The organism is Rubritepida flocculans DSM 14296 (assembly GCF_000425365.1).
Lineage (GTDB): Bacteria > Pseudomonadota > Alphaproteobacteria > Acetobacterales > Acetobacteraceae > Roseococcus > Roseococcus flocculans.
The window spans coordinates 203,160-218,479 of sequence record NZ_AUDH01000001.1 but is presented as its reverse complement, the minus strand read 5'-3'; the positions used below and the strand labels follow the sequence as shown (position 1 = coordinate 218,479).

Below are 15,320 nucleotides of genomic sequence, written 5' to 3'. Positions count from 1 at the left end.
CGCGCCGGCCGGAGATCAGAGCCGCACGCCCGCGGTCTGGAAGCGCTGGTCGGCCGTCTGCTGCACGCGCGTGTCCAGGACGAAGGCGGCGGCGGCGGCGACGGCGGCGGCGGCGATGATCCCGGTGATGATGGCCTTCATGCGGGCCTCCCTTTGGCCTTGACTGACCCAACCCTGGGCGGAGGGTTACGGCCAAATGGCGTCCGCGCGCAAGATCGCCTCGGCCTCGGCCAGTTCCTCGGGCGTGTTGGCGTTGAAGAAGGGATCATGCGGCGCGGTGGGCCATTCCGCCAGGGCCACGCCGTGCCGGGCCGTCCAGCGGTCGATCTTGCGCTCGCCGGCGGCGATGGCCGCGCGCAGGTCGGCCGCCAGCGCGGTGGGCCAGAGCGCGATGGGCGGGTGGGCGAAGCCGCCCGAGGCGGCGCAGGCCAGCGGCGTGCGCGCCGCCTCGCGCGCCGCGTGCAGCCGCGCCACGAGGTCGCGCGGCAGGAAGGGGGAATCGCCCGGCACCGTCACCACCCAGGGCAGGGGCGAGGCCTCCATGGCCGCGAGGATGCCCGCCAGCGGCCCCGGGTGGCCGGGCAGCGTGTCGGGCCAGACGGGCAGCCCATAGGCGGCGAAGCGCGCCGCCTCGCCATTGGCGTTGAGCGCCACGGCGGCCACCTGCGGCGCGAGCCGCGCGAGCACGTGATCGAGCATCGGCCGCCCGCCCAGAAGGCGCAGCGGCTTGTCGCCCCCGCCCATGCGGCGCGCCAGGCCGCCGGCCAGCACCACGCCCTGGGTGAGATCCCTCATGCGCCGGCGTCCAGCGCCTCGGCGCTGTTCTTGCGCCAGTGCTTAGCGCTCTCCTCCGGCACATAGCGGGTGTCGGCGTCGAAGATCAGGCGGGATTCGCCGGCCAGCACGGTGAAGCGCTTGCCCTTGGCGCGGCCGATCAGCGTCAGGTTCGCCTCGCGCGCCAGATCCACCCCCCAGGCGGTGAAGCCCGAGCGCGAGAGCAGGATGGGAATGCCCATCCGCACCGTCTTGATCACCATCTCGGAGGTGAGGCGCCCGGTGGTGTAGAACAGCTTGTCCGCGCCGGAGACGCCCTCGCGGAACATCCAGCCCGCGATCTTGTCCACCGCGTTGTGGCGGCCGACATCCTCCATGTAAACGATGGGCTGGTCGGCGCGGCACAGGGCGCAGCCATGGATCGCCCCCGCCTCGAGGTAGAGCGAGGGGATGGTGTTGATCCGGTGCAGCAGCCGGTAGAGGTCGCTGGTGCGCAGCCGCGCCTCGGGGTCCAGCCGCACCTGCGCGAAGCCCTCCATCAGGTCGCCGAAGGCGGTGCCCTGGGCGCAGCCGCTGGTCAGCGTCTTCTTGCGCAGCTTCTCCTCGAAATCCGTGCGCGCCTCCGTGCGGACGACGACGACGCCGAGATCCTCGTCGTAGTCCACCGCGGTCAGGCGGTCCTCGGCGCGCAGCATGCCCTGGTTGAGCAGATAGCCGACGGCGAGATCCTCGGGCCGGTCGAGGATCGTCATCATCGTCACGATCTCCTGCCCGTTCAGGTAGAGCGTCAGCGGGCGCTCCATCGTCACGCTGGTCTCGACGGGGCGGCCGGCCTCGTCGAGGCCGGCGACCCGCCGCGTCAGGCGCGGGTCGGCGGGGTCGGGGGCGACGCGCAGCTCGGTCAGGTCCATGCGCGCGATATGGCGCGCGCGGCGCGGCCGCTCAATGCCCGCGGCGGACGGGGCGCTGGATGCCGAAGGGGCGCATCAAGAGCGCCGCGCCGAAGCCGAAACCGCCGTTCAGCACCAGGCAGCGCAGCAGGCTGTGTGCGTCCAGCGCCGGCTCCAGCCCCTCGGGCGCGAGGGGGCCGAGGCTGACGGCGAGGGTGGCGCCCAGCCCGCCCGCCAGCGCGCCGGTCAGCAGATCGGGCAGATGCGCCCAGCGGATCAGCGCCGCGATGAGCACGCCCCAGGCGCCGCCCCAGAGGAGCTGCGCCGCCAGCACGGGGATGCCGAACCCGGCGAGCGCCGGCGCGGCGACCGGCGCGAGGTTCCAGCCTGGGCCCGGCATGGGGCCGAGCGCCCCGGCCAGGGCGGGCCAGTTCTGCGCGTAGTTGTGCAGCACATGCTGCGTGCCCTGGTGGAAGGCGGCGAAGGCCAGCGCCCCGCAGGCGAAGCCGAGCACGCCCACCTTAACGAGAGGATGACGCATCGCCCGCCCCTGTCTTGCCGGGGCGCGATCTTCGGCCCAGGCTCCCGCCCGCGTAAAGACATGCGAGGGACGATCCCGTGAACGGCGCCGAAAGCCTGGTCCACACCCTTCTCAAGAGCGGGGTGGAGGTGTGCTTCTCCAACCCCGGCACCAGCGAGATGCATTTCGTCGCCGCGCTGGACCGGATTCCCGGCATGCGCTGCGTGCTGGGCCTGCAGGAGAATGTGGTGACCGGCTGCGCCGACGGCTACTGGCGCATGACGCGCAAGCCCGCGGTGACGCTGCTGCATTGCGGCCCGGGCCTCGCCAACGGCCTGGCCAACCTGCACAACGCCCGGCGCGCGCGTTCGGGCATCGTGAACTGCGTGGGCGACCAGGCCACCTATCACCGCCCCTATGACGCGCCGCTGACGGCCGACACGGAGGGCTGGGCGCGCGGCGTCTCGCACTGGGTCCGCACCTCGGCGCGCGCGCGGGAGGTGGGGGCGGATGCGGCGGTGGCGGTGCAGGCCGCGCGCACCGCGCCGGGGCAGATCGCGACCCTCGTCCTCCCCTCCGACACCTGCTGGGACGAGGGCGGGGTGGTGGCCGAGCCGCTGCCCGTGCCCGCCACCCCCCAGGCGGAGATGCACGCCATCCGCGCCTGCGCGCGCGTGCTCCGCGAGAAGAAGAACGTGCTGGTGCTGCTGGGCGGGGCCATGGCGCTGACCGAAGGCGCGCAGATCGAGGCGAACCGCATCGCGGCCCACACCGGGGCGAAGCTGCTGGCCGAGACCTCCAACAGCCGCTTCCAGCGCGGCCGCGGCCGGCTGCAGCTCGAGCGCGTGCCCTATCCGGCCGATGTGGCGATCGAGCGGCTGAAGGAGGTGGAGCACCTCATCCTCGTCGGCGCCAAGGCGCCCATCGGCTTCTTCGCCTATCCGAACATGCCCTCCAAGCACTACCCGGAGCACGCGAGCGTGACGGTGCTGACGCGCCCCGAGCAGGACGCCGAGGCCGCACTGCGCGCCCTGGCCGAGGAGCTGGGCGCGCCGAAGGCGGCGATGCCCGACGCCGGCCCGCGCCCCGAGGCGCCGCGCGGCGCGCCCTCGCCCGAGGGGCTGGCGCGGCTGGTCGGCGCGCTGATGCCGGAGGAGTGCATCGTGGTGGACGAATCCGTGAGCTACGGCCGCGGCTTCTTCCCCGCCACCCACGCCACGCCCCCGCATGACTGGCTGCAGATCACGGGCGGCGCCATCGGCTGCGGCCTGCCGCTGGCCACGGGCGCGGCCATCGGCGGCGGCGGGCGGCGCGTGCTGAACCTGCAGGCCGATGGCAGCGCCATGTACACGGTGCAGGCGCTCTGGACCCAGGCGCGCGAGCGGCTGCCGGTCACCACCCTCATTCTCTCCAACCGGAAATACCAGATCCTGCTGGGCGAATACCGCAATGTGGGGGCCAACCCGGGGCGGACGGCGCTCGACATGATGGATCTGGGCAACCCCGACATCGGCTGGGCGCAGCTCGCCCGCGCCCTGGGGGTGGAGGCCGCGACGGCCACCACGCTCGAGGAGGTGGGCGACCTGATGACCCAGAGCTTCGCCCGCCCCGCGCCCTTCCTGATCGAGCTGGTGATTTGACGCGCGGGAGGGGATTCTCGCGGGGCACGCTTGCGCGCCCCCGACATCGCCCCATCTGCCGACTCGCCATTGACGGCGCGCCCCGCCAGGGGGGCGCGCCCGAACCGAGGAACCCACCGCGTCATGAACATCCAGGTGCCCAAGACCCAGCCCGCGGAGCCGACGGCCAGCGCCCTGCCGCGCCCGACCCGCGAGGAGGCCGAGGCCGCCGTCCGCACCCTGCTGCTCTGGGCCGGCGACGACCCGGACCGCGAGGGGCTGGCGGACACGCCCGCCCGGGTGGTGCGCGCCTATGAGGAGTTCTTCGCCGGCTACGCGACGGACCCGGTCGAGATGCTCGCCCGCTCCTTCGAGGAGACGGACGGCTACGACGAGATGGTGGTGCTGCGCGACATCCGGCTGGAGAGCCATTGCGAGCACCACATGGTGCCCATCATCGGCCGCGCCCATGTCGCCTATCTGCCCAACGGGCGCGTGGTGGGCATCTCCAAGCTCGCGCGCGTCGTCGAGGCCTATGCGAAGCGGCTGCAGATCCAGGAGAAGCTGACGGCGCAGATCGCCAACACCATCGAGAGCGTGCTCAAGCCCAAGGGCGTCGCGGTGGTGATCGAGGCGGCGCACCAGTGCATGACCACGCGCGGCATCCACAAGCCGGGCGTGTCCATGGTCACCTCGCGCATGCTGGGGGCCTTCCGGACCAATGACGCCACCCGGCGCGAGTTCCTGGCGATGATCGGCGGCTCGCGCGGGGTGCTGGAGGGCTGATCCGGGCGGCCGCCGGCCGTATCAATGGGACATGAGCACCGGCAGCGTGGCCTCGCGCAGCAGGGTGCGGGTCGCGCCGCCCAGCACCCATTCGCGCAGGCGGGAATGGCCGTAGCCGCCCATCACCAGGAGATCCGCGCCGAGGTCCGCGGCGGCGTTCAGCAGCAGCTCGCCCGCGCCGAGCTCGCGATTCGTCACCACCTCCACCGCCACCGGCAGCCCGTGCCGCGCCAGGTGGCGCGCGATGTCCGCGCCCGGCTGCTCGCCATGCGCGCCGGGCGTGTCCTCGGGGTTGGCGACGAGCACGGTCACCGCCTCGGCGCCGGCCATCAGGGGCAGGGCGTCGTGCAGGGCGCGGGCGGCCTCGCGGCTGGCGTTCCAGCCGATCAGCACGCGGCGGCCCGTGCGGGCGGGCGCGCCGGCATGGGGGACGAGCAGAAGGGGCCGGCCGCTGGCGAAGAGGGTCGCCTCCAGCAGCGCCATCGCCGCCGCCTCCCCGGGGTGGGGCTGGCCCATCACCAGAAGATCGGCGTGGCGGGCGTGGCGGGGCAGGATGCCGAGGGCCGCGCCCTCCTCCTGCCGCCATTCCCCGGCGAGGCCGAGAGGGCCCAGCGCCGCCTCGAAGGCCTCGCGCCCGCGCGCGGCCTTCGCCAGCTCCTCCGCGCGAAGCTCCTCGAGCAGGGAGGCGAGGGCGAGCCCCCCGCCGCCATCCGCGGCCGCGATGACGGGCAGCGGCACGTCCACCACGAAAAGCCCGGCCAGATGTGCGCCGAGCCGCTGCGCCAGATCGGCCGCGAGCGCGAGCCGCGGCCCCGGCGCGGCGCCGTCGAGATGCACCAGGATGTCCTTCACGCCCATGGGCGGCCATGTCCTTTCATGCGCCGCCTCGTCCTGCGCCGCCGGGCGCGGCGGGGGCCGAGGCCGGCCGGGATCGCGTCATCGTCCAGTGTGGCCCCGCACCCTGCGCCCCGCCTTGCGCCGGCGCAAGGCGCCCGGGCGGCGGACATGCGGTTCTCAGCCGGATTCGCGAAGAAGGGAGGGTGGCGATGCGCGTGGGCGTTCCGCGCGAGGTGAAGGTGCACGAATACCGCGTGGGCCTCGTGCCCGCCGCGGTGCGGGAGCTGGTCGCGCACGGGCATGAGGTGCTGGTGGAGAGCGGGGCCGGCGCGGCCATCGGCTTCGAGGACGCGGCCTATCGCGCCGCCGGCGCCGCCATCACCGCCGACGCCGCCGAGGTCTTCGCCGCCGCGGAGCTGCTGGTGAAGGTGAAGGAGCCGCAGCCCCGGGAATGGGCGCGGCTGCGGCCGGGCCAGGTGCTCTTCGCCTATCTTCACCTCGCGCCCGATCCGGCCCAGGCGCGCGGGCTGATGGAGAGCGGCGCCACCGCCATCGCCTACGAGACGGTGACGGACGCGCGCGGCGGCCTGCCGCTGCTCGCGCCGATGAGCGAGGTGGCCGGGCGCATGGCCGTGCAGGTCGGCGCGCGCTGTCTGGAGAAGGAAATGGGCGGGGCGGGCGTGCTGCTTGGCGGCGTGCCGGGCGCGCCCCCGGCGCGGGTGGCGATCCTCGGCGGCGGGGTGGTGGGGGCGAACGCCGCGCGCATCGCCCATGGCATGCGCGCGCGCGTGACGGTGCTGGACCGCGCCCCCGCCGCGCTGCGCGCGCTGGACATCGAGTTCGGCGGCATGGTGGACACGCTCTTCGCCACCCGCGATTCCATCGAGCGCGCGGTGCTGGAGGCCGATCTGCTGATCGGCGCGGTGCTCGTGCCGGGGGCGGAGGCCCCGCGCCTCGTCCCGCGCGAGCTGGTGCGCCGGATGCGCCCGGGCAGCGTGATCGTGGATGTGGCGATAGACCAGGGCGGCTGCGTCGAGACCTCCCGCCCCACCACCCATGCCGACCCGACCTATGTGGAGGAGGGGGTGGTGCACTACTGCGTCACCAACATGCCGGGCGCGGTGGCGCGCACCTCGGCGGTGGCGCTGAACAACGCCACCCTGCCCTTCGTCCTCGCGCTCGCCGACCATGGCTGGCGCGCGGCGGCGGCGGCGGACCCGCATCTGGCGCGCGGCGTCAACGTGCATGCGGGGCGCGTGGTGCATCCCGCCGTGGCGGCGGCGCTGGGAGAGGCGGCGCTGCCGCTCGAGCAGGCGCTGGCTGGGTGATACGGGCGGCGGCTACGCCGGACGTGTCTCGCACGCCGGGTTGCCACCACCCAACGCGGCAAGCCGCGTTGGGACCCGGTGGGGCGGCGGCGTGCCAAAACAAAGACATACCAGCGGCCGCACCGGCTCCTCAGGAGTCGAAATCAGCGGCCGCTGGTATGAGCGGGGCCAGGGCCCGCCCCATCACCGCGGCGGCAGCAGCGGCGCGAGGCGCCACATGGCCAGCGCGCCGAGCAGCGGCCCCGCCGCGAGCAGCGCGAAGGCCCCGCCCCAGCCCAGCGCCGGCACCGCCCAGCCCATGAGCTGGATCACCGGCACCGTCAGCAGGAAGCCCGCGCAGGTCTGCACCGTGAGCATGGTGCCCGTCAGCTCCGGCGGGGCGCAGAGCGTGGTGCAGGCGCTGAACTGCGCCGAATCCGCCACGACCGTGACGCCCCAGAGGAAGGCGAGCGCCAGCGTCAGCGGCAGGAACAGCCCCGCCGAGGCGCCCAGCAGCAGCGCGCAGCTCCCGCTCGCCAGCATCGCGGCGGCGGCCATGCGGGCGCGGTTGAAACGGTCCGCCAGCAGGCCGAGGCCCACGCAGCCGATGGCCCCCGCCCCCACCACCAGCGTGGTCCAGACCCCCGCCTCGCCCGGCACGCCCTGTGCGGCCAGGAACAGGCCGATCCAGGCCCACATGGCGTAGAGCTCCCACATGTGGCCGAGATAGCCGAGGTTGGCGAGCCGCAGCCGCCGGTCGCGCAGCGCCAGCAGGGCGTGGCGCGGGTCGAAGGGCGGGCGGCGGGTGGGCTGCGGCCCCTCGCGGAAGGGCAGGATCAGCAGCCCCCCCAGCGCCGCCAGCGCCCCGGCCCAGAGATAGACGGCGCGCGGTTCCAGGCTGCCCAGCAGCGCGGGCAGCGCGTGCGGCGCGGCCGAGCCGAGGGTGAGCGCGCCCACAACGAGCCCGATCAGCAGCCCCAGATCCCCCTTCGCCCAGCCCGAGGCGAGCTTCATCCCCACGGGATAGACGCCCGCCATGGCCGCGCCCGCCAGGAAGCGCAACGCATAGGCCGCCGCCCCGGCGGGGGGCAGGAAGGCCTGCGCCGCGGTGGCCGCCCCCGCCAGCAGCGCGGAGGCGAGGAAGAGCCGCCGCGCCGGCAGCCTGTCGGCCAGGGAGAGCAGCGCCGAGGCCAGCGTCCCCGCCACGAAGCCGAGCTGCACCGCCGCCGTCAGCCATCCCGCCTGGCCGGGGCTCACGGCCCCCGCGGCCAGCAGGGGCGGTACCGTGGCCGCGCCGGCGAACCACACGGCGGGCGCGAGCCCCACCGCGGCGGTCAGAAGCGCGAGGTGAAGGCTCTTGCGCGGGGCGCTCACGCCTGGCGCGCGCCGTCGCGCTCCACCATCAGGCGGCGCGCCTCGTCGGGGATGGGAAGGCTCGCGCCGTCCTGCGCGCAGACCAGCAGCGCGGTGCAGGAGAAGACGAGCCCCTTCCGCCACACCGCGTATTCATGGACGAAGCTGGTGCGGCGCAGGCTCGGCACGCGCAGCGTCAGCAGCACCTCGTCCAGGAAGCCGATGGAGCGGTGGTAGCGCGCCTCCAGCTTGGCCACCACGGGCCCCGGCGCGTCCGGCCGCAGCGCCTGGCCGAGCGAGAGCCAGTGCTCGATGCGCAGATCCTCGAACATGACGAGGTAGGCGGCGTGGTTCACATGGCCGTAGAGGTCGCATTCCGCCCAGCGGACGACATGCCGCCGCGCGATGGTCCAATCCCCCTCCACGCCGAACTCGTCCGGCATCGAACCCGTCATGCCGCGCCCTCCTGCTTTGGCGGGAGGCTGGCCGAAAAGCGGCGCGGCATCCACCCCCGGGGCGGCGCATGCCAGCGGCCGCCGGGATGACGCGGGCGGCCTCTCCGGCCGCCCCGTCAGGGCGGGGCGTAGAGGCTCTTGAGCTGGAGCCGGCGGATGAGGTTGCGGCACAGCGCGTCCACCTCGCGCCGGTCGGTGGTTTCGGGATGGACGCTGGCCCAGGCGGCGGCGAGGCGCCGCCAGAACAGGCCGAGGTCCACCAGCCGGTCGCGGAGCTGCGCCTGGCGCTGCACCAGCGCCTCCACGGCGGCGAAGCTGGATTGCCCCTCGAGCTCCGCCGCCGCGGCGCGGCGCAGCGCCTCCGCCGTCTCGCGCGGGACGGCGGAGAGCGGGCAGGCCTGACGCACCGCGAGGCCGAGCAGATCGCCCGACCAGCCGGCATCGCGCAGCAGCACGCGGGCGGTGGCGTGCACCATGCGCTCCATGCCCGCATAGTCGGGCTGCTCGGCGTGGGCGGCCAGCACGCTGGCATGGGCGCGCGCAAGCCGCTGCAGCGAGCGCGCGAGCCGGGCCACGCGCTCCAGCTCCAGCCGCCCGTCGGTGACGCAGCGCGCCGCGGCCATCTCGAACATCTGGGGGCCGGGGGGGATGCGGCGCAGCGCGGCCATGAAGGCCTCGCTGGCGGGCCCGGAATCGCGCTCCAGCGCGCCGACCAGGGCGGTGGTGGCGGCATAGAGGTGATGCTCGCGCGGCGGGGGCGGCGGTTCGCCCCGCAGGGTGGGGGGCACCGGGTCGCGCGGGGCCACCACCTCGACCAGGCGCAGCGCCGAGGGGATCAGCCGCAGCAGGCGGAAATCCCGGCTGCCGGGGGCGAGGTCGAGGGCGGAATGGGCCGTCTCCACATCGAGGACGAGGCGCACCGCATCGCAGCGCCGCACGAAGACGATCTGCCCGTCGGGGCCGCGCTCGAAGCCGAGTTGCGGGTCGTTGAGCCAGGGGGCGTCGAAGTCGAAGGCGGGCGGCGGCCAGGGTTCCTCCTCGGTCTCGCCGGGGAAGCGGACGGGGTCGAACAGGGCGGGGTCGGGCAGGCTCACGCGTCTCATCTGGCGCGTGCCGCATGAAGACAGGGTTAAGCCTTCGCCAGGGTGGCGCTGTCGCGGTCGCGCCATGCTCTCTATATGAGACGGGCGGCGATGCGGCCGCGCCGACAGCCAGGAGCCCGACGGTGCCCGAGGACGTGGACCCCGAGGACGAGTTTGTCACCGACGACGCCTATGCGGCCGGCCGCCAGGCCTTCTATGCCGGCGCCTCGGTGCTGGAGAACCCGATGGCGCAGACCGGCAACTGGGGGAAGGCCTGGTTCGCCGGCTGGCTCGACGCGCTGGCCGATGCGGTGACGGGCCATGAGCGCCAGAAGGCCGGCTTCGCCCGGCTGCTGCGCGCCGACCGCGCCGAGCCCTTCTGACGGGCCGCCCCCTCGCCTCGCCCCCGCTTCGGGCGTAAGCATGCCGGCGGGAGGGATGCACCGATGACCCCGATCAGCCTGGAGGCCATGGCCGCCTCCATCCCGGATGGCGCGAGCCTCGCGCTGCCGCCCGACAACTCGCTGCCCTCCGTGGCGCTCGCCAAGGCGCTGATCCGCCGCGGCGCGAAGGGGCTTCGGCTGATCGGCGTGCCCATCTCGGGCTTCGCGACCGACATCCTGATCGGCGCGGGCTGCGTGGCCGAGGTGGAGACGAGCGCGGTGACGCTGGGCGAGGCGGGCTTCGCGCCCCGTTTCACCGCCGCGCTGAAGGAAGGGCGCATCCGCATCCGCGACGCCACCTGCCCCGCCATGCACACCATGCTGCAGGCGGCCGAGAAGGGCGTGCCCTTCATGCCGCTGCGCGGGCTGATCGGCAGCGACATCCTGGCCCACCGGCCGGACTGGAAGGTGGTGGAAAGCCCCTTCGGCACCGGCGAGAAGATCGCCCTGCTGCCCGCCCTGCAGCCCGATGTGGCGGCCTTCCACGCCGTGATGGCCGACAGCGCGGGCAATGTCTGGGTGGGGCGGCGGCGCGAATGCGCCACGCTGGCGCATGCCAGCCGCCGCGTGCTCGTCACCGTCGAGCGCGTGGTGGAGGGCAATTTCCTGGAGGATGAGCGCCTCTGCCCCGGCGCCATCAGCGCCACCTATGTCGAGGCGGTGGCCATCGCCGAGCGGGGCGCGCAGCCGGCCGCGCTGCTCGACGAATACGGCTTCGACACGGCCCATGTGCTGGACTACGCGCGCGCCGCCCGCACCGAGGCGGGCTTCGCCGAATGGTGCGCGCGCCATGTCTTCGACGGGCGCGCGGTGGCCGCGGAATGAGCGCGATGTTCAAGCCCGAGGAGCTGCTCGCCACCACCATCGCGCGGCTGATCCGCGAGGCGCCGACGCGCCACATCGCGGTGGGCGCCGCCTCGCCCATCCCGGCCGCGGCCTGCTGGCTCTGCGTGAAGCAGGGCGATCCGCTCCGCCTCTCCCTGCTGCACAAGCGCACGGGCAACCCCTTCACCGAGGGCTCGCGCGAGCTGTTCGACCTGACGGGCCAGGGCCGGGTGGACCTGTTCTTCCTTGGCGGCGGCGAGATCGACGGGCAGGCGAACCTGAACCTGATCGGCACCGGTGAGTGGCCCGGCATGGCGGTGCGCTTCCCGGGCAGCTTCGGCTCGGCCTTCATGTACTACATGGCCGGGCGCACCATCCTGTTCCGCGAGGAGCATTCGCCCCGCGTGCTGGTGGAGCGGGTGGCGCACATCTCCGCCCCCGGCGTGAGCGAGCCGGGCGTGTTCCGCCGCGGCCACGCCCAGGCGCTGGTGACGGGGCGCTGCGTCTTCCGCTTCCACCCGGAGCGTGCGCGCTTCTCCCTCGCCTCCGTGCATCCGGGAGAGAGCGTGGAGAGCGTGCGGGCGATGACGGGCTTCGCCTTCGACGTGGAGGGCGAGGTGCCCGAAACCCCCGCGCCGACCGAGGCCGAGCTGGCGCTGCTGCGCGGCGCGGTCTGCGACGAGATGCTGGAAACCTATCCCGAGTTCTGCGCCCGCGTGTTCGGGCGGAAGGCGGCTGCATGACCGACGCGATCCCGATGACCGAGGGCCGCGCCCTCGCCACCGGCCCCGGCGCCCTGGCCGGGCTGCGCGTGGTGGACCTGACGCGCGTGCTGGGCGGGCCCTACTGCACCATGATCCTCTCCGACCATGGCGCGGAGGTGATCAAGCTCGAACCCCCGCAGGGCGACGAGGTGCGCGACTGGGGCCCGCCCTTCGACGCGAACGGGGATGCGAGCTACTTCCTCGGCGTCAACCGCAACAAGCAGTCGGTGGGGCTCGATCTCTCGCGGCCCGAGGGGCGCGAGGTGCTGCTGCGCCTGCTGGACGGCGCGGATGTGCTGATCGAGAACTTCAAGCCCGGCAGCATGGAGAAATGGGGGCTCGGCTACGAGGAGGTGCTCTCGAAGCGCTTCCCACGCCTGATCCATTGCCGCGTCTCGGGCTTCGGCGCGGACGGCCCGCTCGGCGGCTTCCCGGGCTATGACGCCATCGTGCAGGCGATGGTGGGGCTGATGTCCATCAACGGCACCGAGGATTCCGGCCCCACGCGGCTCGGCACCCCCATCGTGGACCTCGCCACCGGGCTCTATTCGGCCATCGCCATCCTGATGGCGCTCTACGAGCGCGAGCGGTCGGGCCGCGGCCAGTATTGCGACATGACGCTGCACGATTGCGGCATGGCGCTGCTGCACCCGCATGCGGCCAACTACTTCCTGGGCGGCAAGCGGCCGGTGGCCACCGGCAACCCGCATCCCAACCTCGCGCCCTACGCGAAGTTCCGCACGCGGACCTGCGAGATCTTCGTCGGCTGCGGCAATGACCCGACCTTCCGGAAGTTCTGCGCCTTCCTCGGCCTCGACGAGGTGGCGCGCGACCCGCGCTTCGCCACCAACGGCCAGCGCGTGGTCAACCGCGCGGCGCTGACGGAAATCCTCGACGCGCGCTTCGCGGAGGAGGACGGGCATGAGCTGTGCCGGCGCATGCTCGCCGCCGGGCTGCCCGCCGGCCCCGTGCTGCATGTGGACGAGGCGATGGCCCAGCCGCACACCGCCCATCGCGCGATGATCACCGAGAAGGACGGCTTCGTGGGGCTGGGCACGCCCATCAAGCTCTCGCGCACGCCGGGGGGAACCCGCGCCGCGCCGCCGCGCTTCGCCGAGCACACGCGCAGCGCGCTGGCGGCCAAGGGGTTCTCCGAGGCCGAGATCGCGCGGCTGGAGGAGGCGGGGGTGCTGGTGGAGGCGCGGCGGAGGTAGTTTCGGGGCTTCCCGCCGCGCGGGCGGCGGGGTATCTACGGCCCTGACGGACCCGTAGCTCAGCTGGATAGAGCGTTGCCCTCCGAAGGCAAAGGTCGTGCGTTCGAATCGCGCCGGGTCCGCCAAGTTTTTCAAGGGTTTCCGGCCACTCCCACCCAGGTCCGAAGGCCCGTCTTCCGGAAAAGATGCCATCCAGCATCCGGACGCCTGACAGCCGCACCGGATCGCCGCCCACTGTTCTTGCCGGACGACTCCTTGCCTGGGCTGGCCGGCGTAGCCGCCGCCCGAATCACACCCTGAGCCGCGCCCCGTTGTCGAAGCCCCGCGCCAGCGCCTCGGCCAGCGCCTCGCCGGCGGAATCGGCCGTGCGCAGCGCCTCGGGCGGCTCGCCCGGGAAGGCGATGGCGCGCAGCCGCGAGCGCACCGGCCCCGGATCGGCCAGCGCGACGCGAAGCGGCGTGCGCGCCACCTCCGCCGCCCAGCACAGCGCCAGATGGGCCGCCGCCGCCTTGGGCGCGGCGTAGAGGCCCCAATAGGCGGTGGGCGTCTCGGCCATCGCGTCGGTGACGATCAGCGCCCGCCCGGCGGGCGCGGCGCGCAGCGGCGGGTCGCAGCTCCGGATCAGCCGCCACAGGGCGGAGGCGTTGACGGCCACGCTCTCCGCCCAGTCCTTCGGCATGATGTGCGCGGCGGGCGTGAGCTTCGCGAGCACGCCTGCGGCGTGCAGCAGCATGTCCAGCCGGCCGAAACGCTCCACGATGGAGGGGCCGATCGCGTCGATCTGCTCGGCCTCCTTCATCAGGTCGAGCGGCAGGAGGGTGGCGCTGCCGCCAAGGGCGCGGATCGCGTCGTCCGCCTCCTCGAGCCCGCCCTGGGTGCGCGCGGTGAGCACCACATGCGCCCCCCGCGCGGCGAGGGCGATGGCCGCGGCGCGCCCGATCCCGCGCGAGGCGCCGGTGACCAGGGCGACCTGCCCCGCAAGCGGCCCCTGCATCAGAGCGAGGCCTTGAGCAGGCTCGGCCGCGTGTCGGTGTTGTCCGTGCGGTCGGTGAGCGGGATGGCGTAGGCGCCGGTGAAGCAGGCGTCGCAATAGGCGGGGCTGAGGTCGTCGCGGCCCGGCTTGCCCAGCGCGCGATACAGCCCGTCGAGCGAGATGAAGGCCAGGCTGTCCACGCCGATCAGCCGCGCCATGGCCGCGAGGTCGTGCTGCGCGGCGAGGAGCTGCTCGCGCTCGGGCGTGTCGATCCCGTAGAAGCAGGAATGGGTGGTGGGCGGCGAGGAGACGCGCATGTGCACCTCCGCCGCGCCGGCGTTGCGCACCATCTCCACGATCTTCTTCGAGGTGGTGCCGCGCACGATGGAATCGTCCACCAGCACCACGCGCTTGCCCTCGATCATCGCGCGGTTCGCGCTGTGCTTGAGCTTGACGCCGAGGTGGCGGATCTGGTCCGTCGGCTCGATGAAGGTGCGGCCCACATAGTGGTTGCGGATGATGCCGAGCTCGAAGGGCACGCCGGCCTCGGCGGCGTAGCCCATCGCGGCCGGCACGCCGGAATCGGGCACGGGCACCACCACATCGGCCGGCACATGGCTTTCGCGCGCGAGCTCCGCGCCGATGCGCTTGCGGCTCTCGTAGACGGGCGTGCCCTCCACGACGGAATCGGGGCGGGCGAAGTAGATGTACTCGAAGATGCAGAAGCGTGGCGGCGCGGGCTGGAAGGGCTTGAGGCTGCGGATGCCCGCATCGTCGATCACGACGATCTCGCCCGCCTCGATGTCGCGCACGAACTCCGCGCCCACGATGTCGAGCGCGCAGGTCTCGGAGGCGAGCACCCAGCCCTCGTGCAGCCGCCCCAGCACCAGCGGGCGCACGCCCAGCGGATCGCGCGCGCCGATCAGCGCGCCGTTGTGCAGCGCCACCAGGCTGTAGGCGCCCTGCACCTGCTTCAGCGCGTCGATCAGCCGGTCCACCACGGTCGCGTAGAGGCTGATGGCGATGAGGTGGATGAACACCTCGGAATCCGTGGTGGACTGGAACAGGCAGCCCCGCCGCACCAGCGCCCGGCGGAGCTGCCCCGCGTTGGTGAGGTTGCCGTTGTGCGCCACCGCGAAGCCGCCGAACTCGAAATCGGCGTAGAGGGGCTGGACGTTGCGCAGCGCCGTCTCGCCCGTGGTGGCGTAGCGGTTGTGTCCCACCGCGGCGCGGCCGGGCAGGGCGGAGATCACCTTGGCGTCGCCGAAGATGTCGCCCACCAGCCCCAGCCCCTTGTGGGCGTGGAACAGCCCGCCCTCGTCGAGGCTGACGATGCCCGAGGCCTCCTGCCCGCGGTGCTGCAGCGCGTGCAGGCCGAGCGCGGTGAGCGCCGCGGCGTCCTTGCCGTTCCAGACGCCGAAGACGCCGCATTCCTCGTGGAACCTGTCGTCGTCGGACCAGGGCAGCGCCATGCGATG

The 15,320-nt window shown here is 73.6% G+C and carries 17 protein-coding genes and 1 tRNA gene; 8 read left to right on the top strand and 10 right to left on the bottom strand.

All coding sequences use genetic code 11. The features are described from left to right. Nucleotides 1–15: 15 nt before the first annotated feature. Genes H596_RS24820 through H596_RS0101045 form a run of 4 tightly spaced genes read right to left on the bottom strand, consistent with a single transcriptional unit; the run spans nt 16 to nt 2,205 of the window. Nucleotides 16–141, bottom strand: a complete 126-nt coding sequence (locus H596_RS24820; RefSeq protein ID WP_281168357.1) for a hypothetical protein — start codon at nt 139–141, stop codon at nt 16–18. Nucleotides 142–186: 45 nt separating this feature from the next. After that, entirely contained in the window at nt 187–795 is a 609-nt protein-coding gene (mobA, locus tag H596_RS0101055) for a molybdenum cofactor guanylyltransferase MobA (protein WP_027283311.1), read from the bottom strand. Continuing rightward, complete coding sequence (gene fdhD, locus H596_RS0101050; protein WP_027283310.1) at nt 792–1,685, bottom strand: formate dehydrogenase accessory sulfurtransferase FdhD; 894 nt, start codon at nt 1,683–1,685, stop codon at nt 792–794. The genes mobA and fdhD overlap by 4 nt, the downstream gene beginning before the upstream one ends. A 31-nt stretch (nt 1,686–1,716) precedes the next feature. After that, nucleotides 1,717–2,205, bottom strand: a complete 489-nt coding sequence (locus H596_RS0101045; protein ID WP_156909987.1) for a hypothetical protein — start codon at nt 2,203–2,205, stop codon at nt 1,717–1,719. A 77-nt stretch (nt 2,206–2,282) separates the two neighbouring features. Between H596_RS0101045 and H596_RS0101040 the strand changes: the two genes are divergently transcribed. Both H596_RS0101040 and folE read left to right on the top strand, forming a co-directional pair. After that, nucleotides 2,283–3,824, top strand: coding sequence for an acetolactate synthase large subunit (locus H596_RS0101040; protein WP_027283308.1), 1,542 nt, complete (start codon nt 2,283–2,285; stop codon nt 3,822–3,824). 123 nt (nt 3,825–3,947) lie between these two features. After that, nucleotides 3,948–4,589, top strand: a complete 642-nt coding sequence (gene folE, locus H596_RS0101035) for a GTP cyclohydrolase I FolE (protein ID WP_027283307.1) — start codon at nt 3,948–3,950, stop codon at nt 4,587–4,589. A gap of 21 nt (nt 4,590–4,610) precedes the next feature. On the opposite strand, the gene H596_RS0101030 is transcribed toward folE, so the two are convergent. After that, nucleotides 4,611–5,447, bottom strand: a complete 837-nt coding sequence (locus tag H596_RS0101030; RefSeq protein WP_027283306.1) for a universal stress protein — start codon at nt 5,445–5,447, stop codon at nt 4,611–4,613. A gap of 188 nt (nt 5,448–5,635) precedes the next feature. On the opposite strand from H596_RS0101030, the gene ald reads away from it, so the two are divergent. Beyond that, nucleotides 5,636–6,754 (top strand): alanine dehydrogenase, encoded by a 1,119-nt coding sequence (ald, locus tag H596_RS0101025; protein WP_027283305.1) that lies wholly within the window; start codon nt 5,636–5,638, stop codon nt 6,752–6,754. 183 nt (nt 6,755–6,937) lie between these two features. On the opposite strand, the gene H596_RS0101020 is transcribed toward ald, so the two are convergent. From H596_RS0101020 to H596_RS0101010, 3 genes are all read right to left on the bottom strand, one after another. Then, nucleotides 6,938–8,107, bottom strand: a complete 1,170-nt coding sequence (locus H596_RS0101020; protein WP_027283304.1) for an MFS transporter — start codon at nt 8,105–8,107, stop codon at nt 6,938–6,940. Then, a complete protein-coding gene (locus H596_RS19500) occupies nt 8,104–8,541 on the bottom strand; it encodes an acyl-CoA thioesterase (protein ID WP_051212218.1) in 438 nt (145 codons plus the stop codon). Before H596_RS19500 ends, H596_RS0101020 begins: the two co-directional genes overlap by 4 nt. A 116-nt stretch (nt 8,542–8,657) precedes the next feature. Then, a complete protein-coding gene (locus H596_RS0101010) occupies nt 8,658–9,635 on the bottom strand; it encodes a hypothetical protein (protein ID WP_027283303.1) in 978 nt (325 codons plus the stop codon). Between the two features lie 131 nt (nt 9,636–9,766). On the opposite strand from H596_RS0101010, the gene H596_RS19495 reads away from it, so the two are divergent. From H596_RS19495 to H596_RS0100985, 5 genes are all read left to right on the top strand, one after another. After that, entirely contained in the window at nt 9,767–10,006 is a 240-nt protein-coding gene (locus H596_RS19495) for a hypothetical protein (RefSeq protein ID WP_037299473.1), read from the top strand. A gap of 63 nt (nt 10,007–10,069) precedes the next feature. Then, nucleotides 10,070–10,891 (top strand): CoA transferase subunit A, encoded by an 822-nt coding sequence (locus H596_RS0101000; RefSeq protein WP_027283302.1) that lies wholly within the window; start codon nt 10,070–10,072, stop codon nt 10,889–10,891. Beyond that, nucleotides 10,888–11,634: a CoA-transferase gene (locus H596_RS0100995; protein WP_027283301.1), complete on the top strand. Its 747-nt coding sequence runs from the start codon at nt 10,888–10,890 to the stop codon at nt 11,632–11,634. Before H596_RS0101000 ends, H596_RS0100995 begins: the two co-directional genes overlap by 4 nt. Continuing rightward, nucleotides 11,631–12,869 carry a CaiB/BaiF CoA transferase family protein gene (locus H596_RS0100990; RefSeq protein WP_156909986.1) on the top strand — a complete coding sequence of 413 codons (1,239 nt, stop codon included), beginning with the start codon at nt 11,631–11,633 and terminating at the stop codon, nt 12,867–12,869. Before H596_RS0100995 ends, H596_RS0100990 begins: the two co-directional genes overlap by 4 nt. A gap of 48 nt (nt 12,870–12,917) precedes the next feature. After that, nucleotides 12,918–12,994, top strand: a tRNA-Arg gene (locus tag H596_RS0100985). Nucleotides 12,995–13,158: 164 nt separating this feature from the next. On the opposite strand, the gene H596_RS0100980 is transcribed toward H596_RS0100985, so the two are convergent. Together H596_RS0100980 and purF are read right to left on the bottom strand one after the other, a co-directional pair. Beyond that, nucleotides 13,159–13,863, bottom strand: coding sequence for an SDR family NAD(P)-dependent oxidoreductase (locus tag H596_RS0100980; protein WP_027283299.1), 705 nt, complete (start codon nt 13,861–13,863; stop codon nt 13,159–13,161). Next, a complete protein-coding gene (gene purF, locus H596_RS0100975; RefSeq protein ID WP_037299470.1) occupies nt 13,863–15,314 on the bottom strand; it encodes an amidophosphoribosyltransferase in 1,452 nt (483 codons plus the stop codon). The genes H596_RS0100980 and purF overlap by 1 nt, the downstream gene beginning before the upstream one ends. Nucleotides 15,315–15,320 lie beyond the last annotated feature (6 nt).

Bases quoted from the DNA above. Each gene is read 5' to 3' on its own strand.
- H596_RS19500 (WP_051212218.1), bottom strand. From the start codon at position 8,541: ATGACGGGTTCGATGCCGGACGAGTTCGGCGTGGAGGGGGATTGGACC.
- H596_RS0100990 (WP_156909986.1), top strand. From the start codon at position 11,631: ATGACCGACGCGATCCCGATGACCGAGGGCCGCGCCCTCGCCACCGGC.
- purF (WP_037299470.1), bottom strand. From the start codon at position 15,314: ATGGCGCTGCCCTGGTCCGACGACGACAGGTTCCACGAGGAATGCGGC.
- H596_RS24820 (WP_281168357.1), bottom strand. From the start codon at position 141: ATGAAGGCCATCATCACCGGGATCATCGCCGCCGCCGCCGTCGCCGCC.
- fdhD (WP_027283310.1), bottom strand. From the start codon at position 1,685: ATGGACCTGACCGAGCTGCGCGTCGCCCCCGACCCCGCCGACCCGCGC.
- H596_RS0101030 (WP_027283306.1), bottom strand. From the start codon at position 5,447: ATGGGCGTGAAGGACATCCTGGTGCATCTCGACGGCGCCGCGCCGGGG.
- H596_RS0101045 (WP_156909987.1), bottom strand. From the start codon at position 2,205: ATGCGTCATCCTCTCGTTAAGGTGGGCGTGCTCGGCTTCGCCTGCGGG.
- mobA (WP_027283311.1), bottom strand. From the start codon at position 795: ATGAGGGATCTCACCCAGGGCGTGGTGCTGGCCGGCGGCCTGGCGCGC.
- H596_RS0100995 (WP_027283301.1), top strand. From the start codon at position 10,888: ATGAGCGCGATGTTCAAGCCCGAGGAGCTGCTCGCCACCACCATCGCG.
- folE (WP_027283307.1), top strand. From the start codon at position 3,948: ATGAACATCCAGGTGCCCAAGACCCAGCCCGCGGAGCCGACGGCCAGC.
- ald (WP_027283305.1), top strand. From the start codon at position 5,636: ATGCGCGTGGGCGTTCCGCGCGAGGTGAAGGTGCACGAATACCGCGTG.
- H596_RS0100980 (WP_027283299.1), bottom strand. From the start codon at position 13,863: ATGCAGGGGCCGCTTGCGGGGCAGGTCGCCCTGGTCACCGGCGCCTCG.
- H596_RS0101000 (WP_027283302.1), top strand. From the start codon at position 10,070: ATGACCCCGATCAGCCTGGAGGCCATGGCCGCCTCCATCCCGGATGGC.